This is a genomic window from Bdellovibrio sp. CKG001, from assembly GCF_055397465.1.
Genome location: NZ_AP029173.1, coordinates 1,114,528 through 1,130,274, shown reverse-complemented (window position 1 = coordinate 1,130,274; position 15,747 = coordinate 1,114,528). Strand labels below are relative to the sequence as shown.

Genomic DNA, 15,747 nt, shown 5'->3' with positions numbered 1-15,747 from the left:
CTCACTCTTTATGTTACTAATACCATGATGAAGAGATGGTTTCAATTTTTCAAGCATAAAGCCTACGATTTTCGTTGGGCGATTCTCTCTGGAATTCTCGTCGGCACAAGTTACATCCCCTTTCCTCCGTGGGCATTGATCTTTTGCTACACTCCGCTTTGGCTTTCTGCGACTGAGGAAAACAGTTCTGTTAAGAAATCTTTTTGGGCGGGCTGGGTCACACAATTCATTCTGACTTTGATTGGCTTTCACTGGATTGCCTACACCGCGCACGAGTTCGGGCAACTGCCGTGGGCCGTGTCCTATCTGGCATTGCTTCTTTTTTGTGCGTTTATGCATCTGTATATTCCTGTCGCCGTGGCCGCAGGAACGTGGTTGCGCCTGCGTTTTTCTTTAAGTGGCGGGCAAAGCCTGTTTGCCATCGCTTTGTTGCACGCGCTTTTGGAGCGCATCTGGCCGGTCATCTTTGAGTGGCATTTAGGATACACTTTCATCTGGTCGAAGATGCCGGGATATCACCTTGCCGACCTCGTGGGCTTCCATGGACTTTCCGCAGTGGCTTTGCTTTTCAATGCCTGGATGGGATACATCTGGCTGAAGCAAAGCTATATCAAAAAGGCCCTGACTCAGCTTTCTGTGCTCGCGATGACCTTTGCAGCCCTGATCGCTCTGGGGTACTGGCACGGCCAAAAGTGGAACCACTTTGACAGTGAAATCCGCGCCACTGTGGTTCAAGCAAACATCGGCAATCTGGAAAAGATCTATGCCGAACAAGGGCGTGGTTATCAGGAAGTCATCACACGTAAGTTCCTGGATCTATCCTTCGGGGCATTACAAAAGTTCCCGCAGACCGACATCCTGGTCTGGCCTGAAACCGCCTTCCCAGACTATCTGGACCAGCATCTGCTGGATCGCAAGAATACTCAGATTCTGATTTCCGGACTGGCTCCGCTGAAAACACCGCTGATCACCGGAGCTTATTCCAAAGATCCTAAAACGGATGAGAAAAAAGACACTTCCACCTACAATGCCCTGTTCCTGATTGATCCCAACGGAAACAACCTGGACAAGCCGTATCGTAAAACGGAACTGCTGGCCTTCGGCGAATATCTGCCTTTGAGCGAACAATTCCCCTTCATCCTGAAGCTTCTGCCGTTCATTTCAAATTTCGGGCGTGGCCATGGTCCCGAAGTCATGACCTGGGAGCGCCCGGAAGGAAAAATCCGCTGGGGCGGTCAGATTTGTTATGAGGGTCTTTATCCGAACTTTACACGCGGATTGTCCCAAAAAGGGGCCGACATTCTGGTCAACGTGACCAATGACTCCTGGTTCGGGAAAACATTTGAACCTCATCAGCACCTCTATATGACACTGGCCCGGGCGATTGAGGTGCGCCGCCCCTTGGTCCGTTCGACCAATACTGGCATCAGCACCGCCATTCTTGCCAATGGTGATGTTCTGCAAAAATCTCCGCTCCATGAAGAATGGAGCGGTCAATTTGTGATAAAGTATTTAAAAAATGCTCCCGTCACGTTCTATGTCCAATGGGGTCATTGGGACTGGATCGTGTTAATTCTGATTTTGGGAGCCATTATTGTCCGAGGAGCCCTCAATGCAAGATCTCGTCGTTCTTGATTGGATAGAAATTCTAGAAAAAATTAAGACTCACGCGACCAGCGATATGGGGCGTGAGGCCGTCATGCAAACCGGTCCGCTGAATTCCCGCGAAGAAGCTTATGCGAGCTTCCAGGAAATCAGCCATGCCACCGAAGTATTAAATCAGGGTGTGCGTCCGTTCATGACCAGCTTGGATTTATATTCGACCTGGATTTCGCGCCTGAAAAAACGGGCGGTTCTAAAAACATTGGAAATGAAAGACGTCCGCAGCTTCTGCCTTGAAGCCCTGGCGTTGAAAGAGGCCCTGCACCCGGTACAAAACGACTGGGCTCAGCGCCTTCACGGAAGCCTGATGAAGGCTGAAGAACCGATTTCAGCCATTGATCAGATCCTGACCCCCAGTGGAGACATCCGATCGGATGCCAGTGAAACACTTTTCCGTCTTTTCCGCGAAAAAGAAAGACTGGCGCGCGAGGTGCAAAGCACCCTGGATCGCCTGGTGCGCGATCATCAAATGGAAAATGTCCTGCAGGATAAATACGTCACCACTCGCGAAGGCCGCTGGGTTCTTCCCGTGCGCAGTGGGATGCAACACCATCTGCCAGGGGTGATCCACGGGTCGTCCCAAACCAAACAGACTGTTTTCATTGAACCCGAAAAAGTGATTCCGTCCAACAACCGTTTGCGCCAGATCGAGGTGGAGATTGAAGACGAGATTGAAAGGCTTCTGACTGAGCTTTCACATTATCTTTCTTCAAAGTCCCTGGACATTGAAAGCTCCCAGGTTTTAATGCGAGATGCGGACCTTCGCTTTGCGCAGGCCCAGTTTGCCAACATGGTCAACGCCCACCCGATTGAGTTTTCCACCGACAGCATGGAGCTGATCGAGGTGCGCCATCCCCTGCTGCAATTGACCGGCAAACCGGTCGTTGCCAACACGGTTTTGCTGGAAGGACAAAAAAGCATTTTGCTGCTGAGTGGTCCCAATGCCGGCGGTAAGACGGTGCTTTTAAAATCCATCGGCCTTGCTGCCCAGATGGCTCGTTGCGGGCTTCCGATCTGTGCCAGCGAAACATCCAAGGTTCCGTTCTTTAAGAATGTTCTGATCGGCATTGGTGACGCCCAAAGCGTCGATGAAGAACTCAGCACCTTCGCCGCGCACTTGAAAATCCTGGGCAAAGCGGCCTCCGTCAAAGGCCGCGACAATCTGATCCTGATTGATGAAATCTGTGGTTCCACCGATCCTGAAGAAGGAAGTGCCCTGGGCCGTGCATTTATTGAAGCTTACTCTGCTAACGACGTCTTTGGTGTGATCACCTCACACTTGGGGCCGTTAAAAGCGGGCTGGGATGAAGGCAGCCGGGTACTGAACGGAAGTATGGAGTACGATCCCAAAACGGGCCGTCCAACTTATCAGTTCTTAGCCGGAATTCCCGGTGATTCCATGGCTATTCAAACTGCCAAACGTGTGGGTGTGGCTCAGACCATCGTGCAGCGTGCTTTGGACGTGCTGGCGCCAGCTACTCGCGCACGTCTGGAAGGCCTGGAACAGATTGAACAGTTGAAAGCAGACATCTCGCTTTTGCAGGACCACCTGCGTAAGGAAACAAAAAAAGCCACCGAGATGAAACGCAAATACGAAGGCATGCTGGAGCAATTCAACAAAGACAAAGACGAATGGTTGCAGCGCACTTTAAAGAAAGCCGAGCGCAAAGTTGAAGAAGCCATCGCGCACGCCAAGGCGGATGAGACCTTCAAACGTCACACGGCTTTGCAGGAAATCAAATACAAACTTCCTGAAATTGTAAAAGCAAAACCGATCACACAACCAGGAGCACCGGAAACGGCCGAGGAATTTGGCAAGAAGTTCCCACCGGGATCAAAGATTTTTGTACCCAGCCTGAACCAGGACGGTATCGTGCAGAGCACGCCCAACTCCAAAGGAGAAGTCCTGATCCTGTCCGGATCAGTGCGTCTGCAGATTCCTTGGACGGTGCTCAAAGCACCGGGCAAACCGTCCAATCCAACTTCGCAGTTGGTTCGTCAAAGTTCCAACATCACTGTGGCACTGGCTGATGATGACCGCACACTGGATCTGCGTGGAAAAACTGTCGAGGATGCTTTGCAGGAACTGGAGCTGGCTTTGGATAAAGCCGCACAAGCACGCGAAGACCGTATTAAGGTCATCCATGGACATGGCACTGAAGCTCTGAAGCGCGCCGTGCGCACGTACTTGTCTCGCTCGATTTACGTGAAGAAGTGGAAAGCGGGCTCACCTGAAGGTGGCGGCGACGGCATCACTTGGGTGGAAATTGGCGAGTCTTAAAATAGCAAAGCCCCCGATAACATCGGGGGCTTTTTCTTTTTAATTTTCAAAGTGAGGTTCTGGTACCGGTGGTGGAACCTCCCTTTTCGGATGACAAACCACTCCGCACTTCACAAAACAACCTTTGCCTGTGTTCCAGCAGTACTTGGCAATCGGTGTGGTCTCTGCCGGGCAGCTTAAACGTTCGGCTTCAAAGATAGGTTCGACCACAAAGGGGCCGGGCCCCGATTGAAGATCAAAAACTTCTTCTGCCGCAAACACGCTGGCGCTTGACAAGGTCAGGGCTGCAAAGAGAGATAGAACAAATGCTTTCATAGATTCTCCTGGGTTATAGTTAAAAAAATCGCACCCAGATAAGGCTAAAAGAGACGATGTTCCGCAGGGTATTCTTTTTCAGACCACCTGCCGGAAATCAAGAGTGGAAAGGCCCCTTATGTTAATTGAGGACTACAACATTTCAAGTTGGATTGTATCCAAGACGCTGGCTCTGTCCTACTTCATCGCGTTTTTGTCTTTGTTGCCTCAGGTCCTCGGACTTTTTGGAACTCAAGGTATTCTGTCCATCGATCATCTGTTAAATATTCTGGATAAAGAACTGAAAGCGGATCGATTCTATCACATTCCAAGTCTGTTCTGGTTTTCTTCCAGTGATCTGACGCTGAAGCTGTTTTGCTTTGTCGGAATGACGGCTTCATCTCTGGCATTTCTGGGGTTCAGCCAAAGTATCATGTTCCTGATCTGCTTTGTCTGTTACCTTTCATTCGTCAGCTGCGGTCAGATTTTTTTAAGCTATCAGTGGGACAGCCTGTTGCTGGAGTTCGGTTTTCTGGGACTGTTCTTCGCCCCCTGGAAGTGGGAGTGGATTCCCCTGGGAACTCACAGTTTGCATCCGGTGATTCTGGCGTTGGTCATTCTTCTGCTGTTTAAACTGATGTTCCTGTCGGGTGTGGTGAAGCTGACCCATAAGGATGCCAGTTGGAAAAATCTGACAGCCTTGACCTTTCACTACTGGACTCAGCCACTTCCGACTCCGTTGGCCTATTTTGCACACAAACTTCCGCTGTTCCTGCAAAGGCTGAGCGCCGCAGTCATGTTCACTATTGAGCTTGTGATGCCCTTCTTCATATTGATTCCCGGCAAAACTCAAGTGGTCGCAGTCGCACTTTTAGTGCTGTTGCAAATTCTGATTATCTTCACTGGCAACTTTGGCTTCTTCAATCTGATGACTCTGGGGCTGTGCCTGGCGGTGCTGCCGGATTCTTCATGGGGGTTTAAAATCAACTGGGTTGAGCACAGCACAATTCCGACGGAGGCGGCTCTTGTTCCTGCGCTGATCTTGGTGCCAGCGTCCTTGTTCTGGATTTTGAAAACGCTTTGGGAAAAAAGCGAGAAACTGAACTTCATGCTTCCTTATATGCGCCTGCTCTACCCTTTTCGTATCAACAATCCCTATGGACTTTTTGCCGTGATGACTAAATCCCGCCCCGAGATCATTTTACAGGGCAGTAACGACGGCCATCACTGGCAGGACTATGAGTTCTTTCATAAGCCCGGCAACCTGAAAAAGATGCCGACCCTGGTGGCTCCTCATCAACCGCGGCTGGACTGGCAGATGTGGTTCGCAGCCTTGGAAGGGTTTAATGAAAACCTGTGGCTGCAAAACGTGGCTACAAGGATCTTCGAACAATCGCCGGATGTCCTGGCTCTGCTGAAAACCAACCCCTTCAAGGGATCGGCACCACACTATTTGCGATTTGAGCGCTATGAGTATCGCTTCACTAACTTGAGTGAACTTAGAAATTCAGGCTCATGGTGGCAGCGTGAACATCTGGGCTCTTACGGCCCCACCTTTACGCGGGACACTGACTAGAAGAGGCTGGGGGCGCAAAGTGACACGCAGAGAGCGGCACCTCTGCAGAAGTTTGACGTATCACCTTGGGAACGTATCACCCTGAGAAGAGTCTTTCTTTCAAGCTACTGAATTCACGGTGTTTTTTTCTTTGTCTCAGTCTGATCTATGGCACCGGGCTTGCTTTATAGATTGGCAACAGGGGGCTTTATGAAAAATGCGAAACAAATCTTCACAACTCTTCTAACACTCGGTGCACTGTCTCTTTTGACAGCTTGCGGTTCCAGCAACCAGGTCGCTGGTTCCACGGACTCCTCCAGCCGTACACCGGTTCAAGATATCGGAAGCGCAAATTCTAAAGCTCTGGCCTATTGCAACCAAGGTTCCGCAAATGGCATCACTGGTAAATTGAAAGTCTTTGTGGATTCTTACAAATATGTTCGCATGGAATATGTTTATCTTCGCCTGACCGCTTTGCCTGAATCCTTCAAAACCGGTGGTTCCTATATCTCTATGTGGAAATGGTTGGCAAATCCATCCGGTTACACAAACCTGGATTCTTCTGCATTGAATTTTGCTTTGATGAACCCATCCACAGGTCAATACCTGACAGGCTGGAAAACAACTTTGAAATGGAGCGAAGTGGTTAACGTGGCTTCCAGCATGGGCTACACAGATCCACAAAACTTCTTCAACAACGTCAACATCCTGGTGGATCTTAAAGATCAAAATGGTGATTACGATGTCTTGAAAGTGGCTAACTACGACGCCTCCACAAACAAAGCCATCAACACTATGGACGCCCTGTTGCCACTGTTCGCCGCAAACCCTGCCGACTACGCTAACGACAACGGCGCAAGCCGCGCGGGTGTCTTGCAAGCCCTGCACCCCTTCAAAAACAGCGCCGGCCAATTCTCCACTTCCCAATACCAATCCATGGCCAACAACTTCTGCTTCTAAAAAAGCCCACCCCCTAAAAACAAAAAAACCACTCTTCCCCCAGAGTGGTTTTTTGTTTTTGGTCAGTGTGCTGACTCCTGACTCACTTCTTCGGCCTGCAGGTTTTCGCCCTGCCGATACCGATCAGCCAAAGTCTTGTCGGTGGTCGGGAACGAGAACAGCAGCGAATGCACATTGGACTCTTCATCTTCCTGAGTCACCGCAATGTAGGTTAAATCTTTCGTGGTTTCGTGATCCGGGAATTCACGGATAAAGCTGACCAGAATATTTCCATCCAGGTCGTTCTTTCTCCAGATTTCGTCGGCATTTTCGATGGTTTCCTCACGCAGATTTGCATATTCCTGGAACTTTTCCTGAGGAATATCTTTTTCGCTGCGCACTTTTAACATGGCCTGATAAAGGCCCACGGCCAAAGGATCCCCTTCGCCCATGGCATCGCCTTCGACAGAGGCTCCGGAGACTTGTTCGAAGTTTCTGTCATAAACCATTTCGCCGCGCTGGTAGTTCTGCCAAACCCGGCTGTCACGTGATGGGAAATGGATGAAAACGAAGGTGGGGTACTCGTCTTCCGTGGAAACATAGGCCACGGCGACATACTTGAAAGCTTCGTCCCCCTGCTCATAGCCACGAATGAAGTGATAAATGGCAAAGTCCTCGAAGGTTTTGTCATCCATCCAAACTTCATCTGGCTCATCCAAAGTGGATTCCAGGTAGTTTTCACGAGCAATTTGCTCTTCGTCAGAGAAATCCTCTGGCGAACGAAGAGAGGAGTACTCTGTTTCCAGTTTATCTATGGCTTCTCTGAAATACCCAAACAGATCCTCTTCATTCTCAAAAATGAGTCCCGCCGCCTCATCAACGATGATGTACTCTTTTTCAGAGGAGGAGGTCGTGGTTGTTTTCTTCTTAGCCCGGGTCTTTGTCTTCGCCATGTGTATTCGTATCCTTCATTTTGTATTATCGAGAGATTCCCTTGTCCCAACAACTAGAAAAAGGACACTTTCGACGAACCCTGTCATAGTTCGCTTTTTGGTCTTGCAACAGTGGGTTTTATTCCTCAACATCGGACTTAAGAGGTCAGCAGGAGGCTCTCTTGGTCAATCTAGAAGAAACAAGTTTGGAAAGAATGGAAGCTTTGCTGTCACATTCAGCCATGGGTGTTCATGTTCTTTTTGACAACCAATCCATCGCAAAAGTGCTCAAGGAAGTGAGCGACGATAAGGACTTCTACAGCTTCGATAAGATGAAGAAGGTCCAGGACGTCATGACAGAGCTAATTGCGAAGAAGACTTACTTCGAGAAAATGGCCTATCTTCAGGCTCTCGATACGGAGTCTTATCAGATGCTGGTTCGCGCGTATTTCCATATTGTGGAAAATACCGTTCGCGCCAATCACGAACACAGCCACTAAGTCGGCATATTAAAGTTCTTTTTTTCGTCTAAAGCTTGAGCAGTTCAATCAAGCTTTAGTGACCTTGTTTGGGAAGTTCAAATTTCTGTCTAAAGCTTAGAGTCCTAATTCGACATCAATCGACAATTTTGCTGCACCCATCCCCCGCAATGCTATCCTGAAAAGGAAGAAAGGTGCCTGGTTGTTTTTTCTGGCGAGCCTGCGTCAAATGGAATTAATGCGCTATAGCCAGAAAAAACAACCAGGCACCTTTTAGGTTCCCACCGCAAAGCCGATAGGAGAACTTGTGAAATATCGGGTTTTCTTATCGGCTTTCTTTTTTGTTCTGCTGCCCAGCCTGGGAAAGGCTGAGTACCGCGTCTTTCTCCTTAAGATCAGCAAAAGAGCACCAGCCAACACACCAGCTCCTCCTCCGGGGACACCCCCGCCAGCGCAAGACTTTCGTCTGGTTGAAAGTACATTAGATCATATTCAATATCGCTATTATCATCAGGTGGCGCCGGATGAAGATGTCACCTACATCGATACTTGGCGCTGCAACGGACGCACGGGGGATTTCAAACCCCACTGCCCCAACCCCAAAGGCCAGATTCCTACCGAGGAGTCTCCGGCATCTTAATAGTCCTGTGTCTTTTTGATACACTTAAGGAATATGTCGTCCATAGACAGTTCCACGAGAAAAGCCATGCAAGCGGATTTGAACGAGGTTCAAGCCGATCACGCACGCAAAAAAAAGCAGCTCGTTAAAGAAAATGAAAACGAGCTCGCCGATCTGAAAGAATACTACAGCGACAAAAAAAGCGGCCTGCAAGAGCAGAACGAAGCTGCCATCAATCATATCCGCAAGCGCCAGCAGGAGACTTCACAAGACGCTCATCTGGAACGTCAGCAACTGACTGAAAAGTACAATGCCAAAACCCGTGCCCTGCAGGAAGACTACGATCAAAAACTGTCCACCACCCGCGACAAAAGAGCCGAACAACTGGCGCAGGCAAAACAAGATGCTAAGGCTCAGGTGGCCCGTATCGAGCAGAACGCCAGCGATCGCATTGACTATGTTCGCGCCAAAACCGAAGAGGACCTTCGCGGTGCCAAAGCCAAGTACAACAAAGACATGGCACAGATCAATGAATTCAGCGGCAAACGCCTGGAGCAACAACGCCAGCTGAACGACACCCGCCTGCAAGGCGAGGTCGAACGTGGTCAGGTCAATCAGGAACGGCTGCGTACACGCAACGAAAAAGAATACAACGAACTGCGCGCCCGGGGTGAAAACGAAATCGCCCACGAACACGAACAGCAGGATAAAAAACTGGAACGTCAGAGCAACGACTTTACCAAGCGCTATGAACAGCAGCAGAAGCACTGGGAATCCCGTGAAGAACGGCTCAACACCCAGTACAGTGACCGGCTGACTCATCACAAAAAAGCCTATGAAAACGAGTTGAGCAACCAACACGAGCGTTTCCAAAGCAACTATCAAAAGACCGAAGAGGCCCAGCGCGAGGCCGCCAATATTCAAAAAAAGCGCTACGTCCGTGAACTTGCTGAAACACGCAAAGACTTTGTCAAAGCAGCTTCCAAATACTCTGATAAAGAATCAGATCCCTTTTATAAAGTTGAAGATCGCGGCAGTTACCTGCGCGAGAATCCAGATTTCTATATTTTAAGGGCATTTGTTCCTGAGCATGAAAAAGACGCCGTGAAAGTCACGATCCAAAAAGACCGTGCAACGATTTCCGGTCAGCGTTCATTCAAAGACAAAGTGGAAGACGATGGCAAAACGGTCAGCAGTTCCAACTTCCAGACCTTCCGCGAAGAATTTACTTTTGATAAGCCCGTGATCACCGAAGGCATGACCCGCGAACGCGACGGCGATTGGGTCACCTACCGTATTCCAAAAGGTCTTACGAACCGCTTTGAACGCAAAGCTTAGTATACTCCTGAAACCGCACAAGCAGGTGCTCCAGGAAGTACGCCGCCAACTCATGACGACCATCCACGCTGGCTTTTTTGTACAGACTGAGAGCTTGTTGTCTGGTCGTGGTCTCGGACGTGCCACGCAGATCGGCAATTTCACGAAGGCTCATGCCTGACAGAATCAGACTTCCAACTTCGCATTCGGTTTTTGTAAGGCCCCATTGGTCAAAATGAGATTGGAAGTAAGTCTGAAATTCCGAGAGTTGCCGTTTCATATGTGAGATTACATCGGAATGCAAACCATCTGTCATCATACACAAGTATGCTCGACATCTTTTTTCCACCTAGGCTGGAGACATCGCTGTTCCGGCCGAAACGACTGGGAATCACTATGCTTTCATCAAATAGCGTACTTCACGCATTACAAAAGCAAGACGGGACTGAAGATCTTGAAGCATTTCAAGATTCGTGTGCAACTGCGCCAGAGCATCGCTCTCCACTACCGGAGTATCTGCCAGCTCATGATAAGACTTGTGGGTCACAGGAGAAATAGAGGGCTCAAAAGATTCTGCAGCGGTTGTTTCCACTTGTGCATTTTCAAGATTGATCACTCTCATTTTAGTCTCCTTCACCCGTTTTCTCAGGCGCGAAATCAAAGTCTAGTTAGCTTTTTTCTATTCCAACAACTTAAATAAACTTACATGGACATTTTACACGGCTTGCTAGTATTCACACTGCAAGGACGTGCTGTCTGTCGCCGCCAAGTTGATGCGCTCTTCACCGCTAGACAGGTAAGTCGCCATAACAGAGCCATCAACATCTTTGTGCTTCAAGCCGAGAACATGCCCCATTTCATGAAGCACCAGAGCCTCAATATTCACGCGAGACGAGCCTCTAGAACCCGATTTTACAGCTGTCGTAAGGGGAATTGTTTGCCACTCAAAGCTAAAGTCTGCGGCATTCAGGCGGATATCGGCTTCCTTGATCAGGTCCCCAATCCAGTAAACACTGGTGCGCCCTTGCTCAGAGGAGCGGTTCGCTTCCCATGTATTCATGAAATAGATCACATTACGGCCATCTTTGTGGGGGTTCAGAGGACCGGTCTCTCGAGGGTATTCCACGATTTTAATGATGTCGCGCCCGGCAGTGCGAGCCCAGGTTGCAGCGGCACTGCGAATAGCCGGAACCATCGAGTCAGGAACAGACTCATGCAGATGCATCGTCACTGGAACATCACTTTTCCAGGAGATACGCTCGCCATACACGTTTTGCACGAATCCGCAGTCTTCTTGAGACTTCGGTGCACAGGCTTGAATGGATAAAGCTACAGTAAGGATCAAACTGATCCCAAGCCACTTCAACATGGAGCGACCTCCTTTGCCTTCATACCAATACAAGGAAAGGGCCACTGGCGCCGAGGTCCGAGCCAGCCCCTAAGATGCTGTATTCACGACTGTTTTCACCACCCGACCATCAAGGCCCGTAAAATGAGCATTGGCCAGAAAAACCCGTCTGTTTTACAGACAGCCCCCCGAAAAACTCGTAAGTTATTGATTTTATATGACCTTTCACCTGTCCAAGCTTTGCACACCCCCTCGCCGCAAAGTGTGGTGCAAAAGGGCTCCAACAGGTGTGGCCCGCGCCTTGCTTTAGTCCTAAGACAAGTCTCGAAATGAGACCATCGGGCCCCACCCCAACCGGGGATTCCTTCGTGGCCCACACAACCCACCCCACATCCTGCCTTTCCTGGTAGGGAGCCTAAAAAAGCTCCACCTACCAGCTCGCGCGCGATGCTGTGGCCCTTGGAAACAGGCCGCGTTTTTGATAAAACAGGGACCTTCAACGAAAGGCCGAAATAATGATGAAACTGACTGTGATCCCCGGTGATGGCATCGGTCCTGAAATTATGACTCAGGTGGTGCGCGTTCTTAAACATGTGCATGCTCCGTTTGAATATGAAGAGCATCAGGCCGGTGAAATCGCCTTAAATTCTGTTGGCGAACTTCTGCCACAAACCACTCTCGACTCCATCAATAAAAACAAACTGGCAATCAAAGGCCCCACCACGACTCCAGTGGGCGGCGGTCACAAGTCTATCAACGTGACGATGCGACAGAAGTTTGATTTGTATGCCAACGTTCGCCCTGTTCGCTCCTTGCCTGGCGTTCAGTGCGTGTGCTCGGATGTGGATCTGACCATCGTGCGCGAAAACACCGAGGACCTGTACGCCGGTATCGAGCGCATGGTTGATGAAAACACCGCTGAAAGCATCAAACGTATCACACGCAAAGGTTCAGAACGTATTGCCCGTTATGCTTACGACCTGGCACAAAAAACCGGCAAACAGCGCGTGGCGATTGTCCATAAGGCCAACATCATGAAGTTGTCCGACGGCCTGTTCTTGAAGGTTGCACAGGAAGTCGGCTGGCAATACCCGGAGATCACCACCAAGGATGTGATCGTGGATAATGCCTGCATGCAACTAGTGATGAAGCCTCAGCAGTTCGATGTGATTGTCACCGAAAACCTGTATGGCGATATTCTTTCTGATATCTGCGCGGGACTTGTCGGAGGCCTGGGTATTGTTCCGGGTGCTAACATCGGCGCCAACCACGCGATCTTTGAAGCTGTTCACGGCTCTGCTCCGGACATTGCAGGACAAAACAAAGCCAATCCAACCGCGCTGTTGCAATCTGCAGTCATGATGCTTCAACACGTGGGCGAAAACGGCAAAGCCGACGCGATCATGAAAGCCTTGATTGCCGCCTTGTCTGACGTCAATGCCCGCACCGGCGATCTGGGCGGTCGTGGCACCACGGTGTCCTTCACTGATGCGATCATCCAGCGCCTGGGTGCCCAGTAATATGGCACAAGCCCTGACGATCTCGCCGATTCAGACTGCGATCTTCCATCAAGGTGATGATCTGGCCGAGTTCGTCGTGGCCCAGGTTCCAAAGTCCCTGTGGCAGGAAGGAGCCCTTCTTGCCATCACTTCCAAGATCGTGAGCCTGGCGGAAAATCGTCTGCAGGCCCATGACAGCATTGATAAAAAAACTCTGATCCGTCGTGAGGCGGATCATTATCTGGGCGAGATTGGCCACGGCGTCAGCCTGACCATCAAACACGGCCTGCTGCTGCCCGCAGCTGGTATCGATGAATCCAACTCTGAAAGTGGTGACTATATTCTTTACCCGCAGGATCCCTATGCCTCTGCAGAAAAACTGCGCCTGGATCTTTGTGCGAAACTGGGCTTAAAGAATCTGGGAATTCTTGTTACGGACTCTCACACCAGTCCCCTGCGCCATGGTGTGGTTGGGGCCGCCCTGTCTTTTGCGGGATTTGATCCCGTTCGCAATATGATCGGTGAAAAAGACATCTTTGGTCGCGAACTAAAGATGACTAAAATCAATCTGGCAGACAGTCTGGCCACAGCCGCCGTGCTGATGATGGGGGAAGCGGCGGAAAGATGCCCATTAGCTGTGATTCACAATGCCCCTGTCACATTCAATCCCCGACCATTGCGTTCGGATCTGGAAATCCCGCCGGCCGAGGACATGTACCTGCCCCTTTACCAACATCTCATGAAGTAGCATTTGCCTGAAACAGGTTTTAAACTTAGCATTGATTATATGAAATCAATGTCTTTGCTTCTTGGATTTTGCTTCTTGCTTTCGTCTTGTGCCACCAACCAAAAAAGTCGCCTTGCGACCACGGGGATCGGAATCGGCGTCGGAGCCGTTATCGGCGCGGCCACGGCCCCGGCAGATGAACGCCCCGAGCTTCACGCAATGTATTGGGGTGGTATTATCGGTGTGATTTCGGCAGTGGCTGCAAACTTTTACTTTAGCGATGAAAAAGACATGGAAGTCATGCGCCTGGAAACAGAGAAAATGAAGGCGCAGCTGGACTTTTTCCAGAATGGACCGGCCACCCTGCTAAAGGAAACGACCGGCAAGGCTGACAAGAAGTATTTCCAAAGCGGTAAAGCCAAGATCAAACTTTATAAAATCGACCAGTGGGTCGATGAAGGCCCGAACAAAAAGTACCACCGCGATCAGATGATTGAAATCCTTCCCTTGGACAAGGCCGAATAATGAAGACACGTGTTTTGCTTCTGCTTCTTGGCGCCAGTCTTATCTGGGCCGGCACTGTGACTTACCTGTACTGGCAGCTGAAGAACAATCCCCGGGTTGTCGCCGTCACCATGGATGCCGGCAAGGAATCCCTGCAAAACATGCAACTGGGCGAAATGGAAAAAATGACTTTCCTGCGCCAGTATCTGGAGCGCTATTTCAACTACGACTCCAACAACTTCTGGCAGTCCCAAACTTCTTTGGCTTTTTTGATGTCCCCTAAATTAAGCGAAGAACGCATTCGTGAAGTCAGTCGCCTGCGGGAAAAAATTCAGCAAAAAAACATGTCCCAGGCCGGTCGACTGCTGGGCCTGAAGCAGCTGCCTGATGGCTCCTACCAAACCCAGGTGCATCTGCGTATCACCGAAAATTCCCAAAAAAATGACCTGTACATCCAAACACAGATCCGGCTGAACAACACCGAACGAACCCTGGAAAATCCCTGGGGTCTGGTGGTCAGCAGCATGCAACTGACATCCGCCCCCACCGCGCCTGATTTCAAACCTCTGGTGCACATCGGATCACAAAGTCCGGTTCTGCTCACATTCCCCTGCGCCATTGAAAATATTGAAAACCCACAAGAGTCCGAGCTGAAAATAAAAATCACGACCCTGAATATCAGCGAGCTGCAAATCACACCTGCCAAAACATTTAAAGGCCCCGTGTCTTTGCTGGCCTCGTGCAAAGGCCTGGAGTTCAAGTTTGATTTGACCACGGAAGGAAAGGAAAAGGATCTGTTCGTGGCTTTTCCAGAATCCGCTGGTTCTGTCCGAAGAAAAGAGATCGCCCCCAGCAAAACTCATAAGAAGGACATCTACGAAAAAACCATCGAGAACGTTCTGGGGATCGAGCTGGATAAATAGACGTTATAGTTTCATTTTGCTGCGTTTAAGTGCCTCGACAATAACGTCATGATCAACACCCACTAAAATGGCCACCTTGGGGTTGTTCTTGCGACACAAAAAGTATGCCGATATCGGCAGTGTGGCCCGCTTCCCCTTGAGATCATACCAGTCGTCTCCTTCCAGAATCTGCCGATCCTGTTCTGGAGTGGTGAATGGCCATATAGAGGAATCAAAGAATTCACTCACGAACAAAGTCTCTCTGACAGGTCCTTCAGCTTCGCCTTGAACGTGGTAGCGGGACATGCTTCGGTTGTCTCCGGTCATATAAGAAAACTCTTTCAGTGTCCCTTTTATGAACGCATAGTCGTTCGGATGCAGCAGGTATCCACGCAGAATATCGGACTTGCGTGCGCGATGAAAAACCCGGGCCGCAAAAACAAACACCGCAGCCAAAAGCAACATCATCAACGCCGAACCGTAACCCGACCACCAATGCAGCCCGCCTTCTTGAACCAAAGAAACAAAAAAAGCACTGCCAACAACACAGATTAGGGCACAGACCGAGAAAAACCAGATCATGATCCATCCGGGGGTGCCACGATGAAGCGCCAGCTTCTGCAGTCGCAGGTAATCTTTAAGTTCCTGTTCGTTTTTTACAGCCAGATACTTCCACGTCTTGTGCATGG

General features: G+C 49.9%; 17 protein-coding genes. 11 read left to right on the top strand and 6 right to left on the bottom strand.

The genetic code is table 11. From position 1 onward, the window contains the following. Positions 1-24: 24 nt before the first annotated feature. Both lnt and ACZ50P_RS05600 read left to right on the top strand, forming a co-directional pair. Complete coding sequence (gene lnt / locus ACZ50P_RS05605; RefSeq protein WP_464134154.1) at positions 25-1,635, top strand: apolipoprotein N-acyltransferase; 1,611 nt, start codon at positions 25-27, stop codon at positions 1,633-1,635. Continuing rightward, on the top strand, positions 1,613-3,943 hold the full coding sequence (locus ACZ50P_RS05600) for an endonuclease MutS2 (RefSeq protein WP_464117700.1): 2,331 nt from the start codon (positions 1,613-1,615) through the stop codon (positions 3,941-3,943). The genes lnt and ACZ50P_RS05600 overlap by 23 nt, the downstream gene beginning before the upstream one ends. A 39-nt stretch (positions 3,944-3,982) precedes the next feature. Here the strand turns inward: ACZ50P_RS05600 and ACZ50P_RS05595 are convergent, their stop codons facing one another. After that, on the bottom strand, positions 3,983-4,258 hold the full coding sequence (locus ACZ50P_RS05595; protein ID WP_464134151.1) for a hypothetical protein: 276 nt from the start codon (positions 4,256-4,258) through the stop codon (positions 3,983-3,985). Positions 4,259-4,376: 118 nt separating this feature from the next. On the opposite strand from ACZ50P_RS05595, the gene ACZ50P_RS05590 reads away from it, so the two are divergent. Both ACZ50P_RS05590 and ACZ50P_RS05585 read left to right on the top strand, forming a co-directional pair. Continuing rightward, positions 4,377-5,813 carry a lipase maturation factor family protein gene (locus ACZ50P_RS05590; RefSeq protein WP_464134149.1) on the top strand — a complete coding sequence of 479 codons (1,437 nt, stop codon included), beginning with the start codon at positions 4,377-4,379 and terminating at the stop codon, positions 5,811-5,813. Positions 5,814-6,002: 189 nt separating this feature from the next. Beyond that, complete coding sequence (locus ACZ50P_RS05585; protein ID WP_464134146.1) at positions 6,003-6,752, top strand: hypothetical protein; 750 nt, start codon at positions 6,003-6,005, stop codon at positions 6,750-6,752. Between the two features lie 62 nt (positions 6,753-6,814). On the opposite strand, the gene ACZ50P_RS05580 is transcribed toward ACZ50P_RS05585, so the two are convergent. Further along, positions 6,815-7,684, bottom strand: coding sequence for a PBECR2 nuclease fold domain-containing protein (locus ACZ50P_RS05580; RefSeq protein WP_464134144.1), 870 nt, complete (start codon positions 7,682-7,684; stop codon positions 6,815-6,817). 161 nt (positions 7,685-7,845) lie between these two features. On the opposite strand from ACZ50P_RS05580, the gene ACZ50P_RS05575 reads away from it, so the two are divergent. The 3 genes from ACZ50P_RS05575 (at position 7,846) to ACZ50P_RS05565 (ending at position 10,099) form a co-directional block, all read left to right on the top strand. Beyond that, positions 7,846-8,163: a hypothetical protein gene (locus ACZ50P_RS05575; RefSeq protein ID WP_464117707.1), complete on the top strand. Its 318-nt coding sequence runs from the start codon at positions 7,846-7,848 to the stop codon at positions 8,161-8,163. A 286-nt stretch (positions 8,164-8,449) separates the two neighbouring features. Next, on the top strand, positions 8,450-8,782 hold the full coding sequence (locus ACZ50P_RS05570; RefSeq protein ID WP_464134141.1) for a hypothetical protein: 333 nt from the start codon (positions 8,450-8,452) through the stop codon (positions 8,780-8,782). Between the two features lie 66 nt (positions 8,783-8,848). Then, a complete protein-coding gene (locus ACZ50P_RS05565; protein WP_464134138.1) occupies positions 8,849-10,099 on the top strand; it encodes an Hsp20/alpha crystallin family protein in 1,251 nt (416 codons plus the stop codon). On the opposite strand, the gene ACZ50P_RS05560 is transcribed toward ACZ50P_RS05565, so the two are convergent. The 3 genes from ACZ50P_RS05560 to ACZ50P_RS05550 form a co-directional block, all read right to left on the bottom strand. After that, complete coding sequence (locus tag ACZ50P_RS05560) at positions 10,071-10,358, bottom strand: helix-turn-helix transcriptional regulator (protein ID WP_464134136.1); 288 nt, start codon at positions 10,356-10,358, stop codon at positions 10,071-10,073. The genes ACZ50P_RS05565 and ACZ50P_RS05560 overlap by 29 nt on opposite strands. Positions 10,359-10,472: 114 nt before the next feature. After that, positions 10,473-10,700: a hypothetical protein gene (locus ACZ50P_RS05555; protein ID WP_464117713.1), complete on the bottom strand. Its 228-nt coding sequence runs from the start codon at positions 10,698-10,700 to the stop codon at positions 10,473-10,475. Between the two features lie 105 nt (positions 10,701-10,805). Next, complete coding sequence (locus tag ACZ50P_RS05550; protein WP_464134133.1) at positions 10,806-11,447, bottom strand: matrixin family metalloprotease; 642 nt, start codon at positions 11,445-11,447, stop codon at positions 10,806-10,808. Between the two features lie 491 nt (positions 11,448-11,938). On the opposite strand from ACZ50P_RS05550, the gene ACZ50P_RS05545 reads away from it, so the two are divergent. Genes ACZ50P_RS05545 through ACZ50P_RS05530 form a run of 4 tightly spaced genes read left to right on the top strand, consistent with a single transcriptional unit; the run spans position 11,939 to position 15,079 of the window. Beyond that, positions 11,939-12,946: an isocitrate/isopropylmalate dehydrogenase family protein gene (locus ACZ50P_RS05545; protein WP_464121422.1), complete on the top strand. Its 1,008-nt coding sequence runs from the start codon at positions 11,939-11,941 to the stop codon at positions 12,944-12,946. 1 nt (position 12,947) lies between these two features. After that, on the top strand, positions 12,948-13,673 hold the full coding sequence (locus ACZ50P_RS05540) for a coenzyme F420-0:L-glutamate ligase (RefSeq protein WP_464117716.1): 726 nt from the start codon (positions 12,948-12,950) through the stop codon (positions 13,671-13,673). Positions 13,674-13,712: 39 nt separating this feature from the next. Further along, positions 13,713-14,177, top strand: a complete 465-nt coding sequence (locus ACZ50P_RS05535) for a hypothetical protein (protein ID WP_464134130.1) — start codon at positions 13,713-13,715, stop codon at positions 14,175-14,177. Beyond that, positions 14,177-15,079, top strand: coding sequence for a hypothetical protein (locus ACZ50P_RS05530; RefSeq protein ID WP_464134128.1), 903 nt, complete (start codon positions 14,177-14,179; stop codon positions 15,077-15,079). Before ACZ50P_RS05535 ends, ACZ50P_RS05530 begins: the two co-directional genes overlap by 1 nt. Positions 15,080-15,082: 3 nt before the next feature. Here ACZ50P_RS05530 and ACZ50P_RS05525 read toward each other — a convergent pair whose 3' ends face one another. Beyond that, positions 15,083-15,745 (bottom strand): hypothetical protein, encoded by a 663-nt coding sequence (locus ACZ50P_RS05525; protein ID WP_464134126.1) that lies wholly within the window; start codon positions 15,743-15,745, stop codon positions 15,083-15,085. Between the last annotated feature and the right edge of the window lie 2 nt (positions 15,746-15,747).

What these genes read in the sequence shown, in the direction of transcription:
- ACZ50P_RS05535 (WP_464134130.1), top strand. Translation starts at nt 13,713, where the DNA reads ATGAAATCAATGTCTTTGCTTCTTGGATTTTGCTTCTTGCTTTCGTCT.
- ACZ50P_RS05560 (WP_464134136.1), bottom strand. Translation starts at nt 10,358, where the DNA reads ATGAAACGGCAACTCTCGGAATTTCAGACTTACTTCCAATCTCATTTT.
- ACZ50P_RS05540 (WP_464117716.1), top strand. Translation starts at nt 12,948, where the DNA reads ATGGCACAAGCCCTGACGATCTCGCCGATTCAGACTGCGATCTTCCAT.
- ACZ50P_RS05600 (WP_464117700.1), top strand. Translation starts at nt 1,613, where the DNA reads ATGCAAGATCTCGTCGTTCTTGATTGGATAGAAATTCTAGAAAAAATT.
- ACZ50P_RS05530 (WP_464134128.1), top strand. Translation starts at nt 14,177, where the DNA reads ATGAAGACACGTGTTTTGCTTCTGCTTCTTGGCGCCAGTCTTATCTGG.
- ACZ50P_RS05555 (WP_464117713.1), bottom strand. Translation starts at nt 10,700, where the DNA reads ATGAGAGTGATCAATCTTGAAAATGCACAAGTGGAAACAACCGCTGCA.
- ACZ50P_RS05580 (WP_464134144.1), bottom strand. Translation starts at nt 7,684, where the DNA reads ATGGCGAAGACAAAGACCCGGGCTAAGAAGAAAACAACCACGACCTCC.
- ACZ50P_RS05585 (WP_464134146.1), top strand. Translation starts at nt 6,003, where the DNA reads ATGAAAAATGCGAAACAAATCTTCACAACTCTTCTAACACTCGGTGCA.
- ACZ50P_RS05565 (WP_464134138.1), top strand. Translation starts at nt 8,849, where the DNA reads ATGCAAGCGGATTTGAACGAGGTTCAAGCCGATCACGCACGCAAAAAA.
- lnt (WP_464134154.1), top strand. Translation starts at nt 25, where the DNA reads ATGATGAAGAGATGGTTTCAATTTTTCAAGCATAAAGCCTACGATTTT.
- ACZ50P_RS05590 (WP_464134149.1), top strand. Translation starts at nt 4,377, where the DNA reads ATGTTAATTGAGGACTACAACATTTCAAGTTGGATTGTATCCAAGACG.
- ACZ50P_RS05595 (WP_464134151.1), bottom strand. Translation starts at nt 4,258, where the DNA reads ATGAAAGCATTTGTTCTATCTCTCTTTGCAGCCCTGACCTTGTCAAGC.
- ACZ50P_RS05550 (WP_464134133.1), bottom strand. Translation starts at nt 11,447, where the DNA reads ATGTTGAAGTGGCTTGGGATCAGTTTGATCCTTACTGTAGCTTTATCC.
- ACZ50P_RS05525 (WP_464134126.1), bottom strand. Translation starts at nt 15,745, where the DNA reads ATGCACAAGACGTGGAAGTATCTGGCTGTAAAAAACGAACAGGAACTT.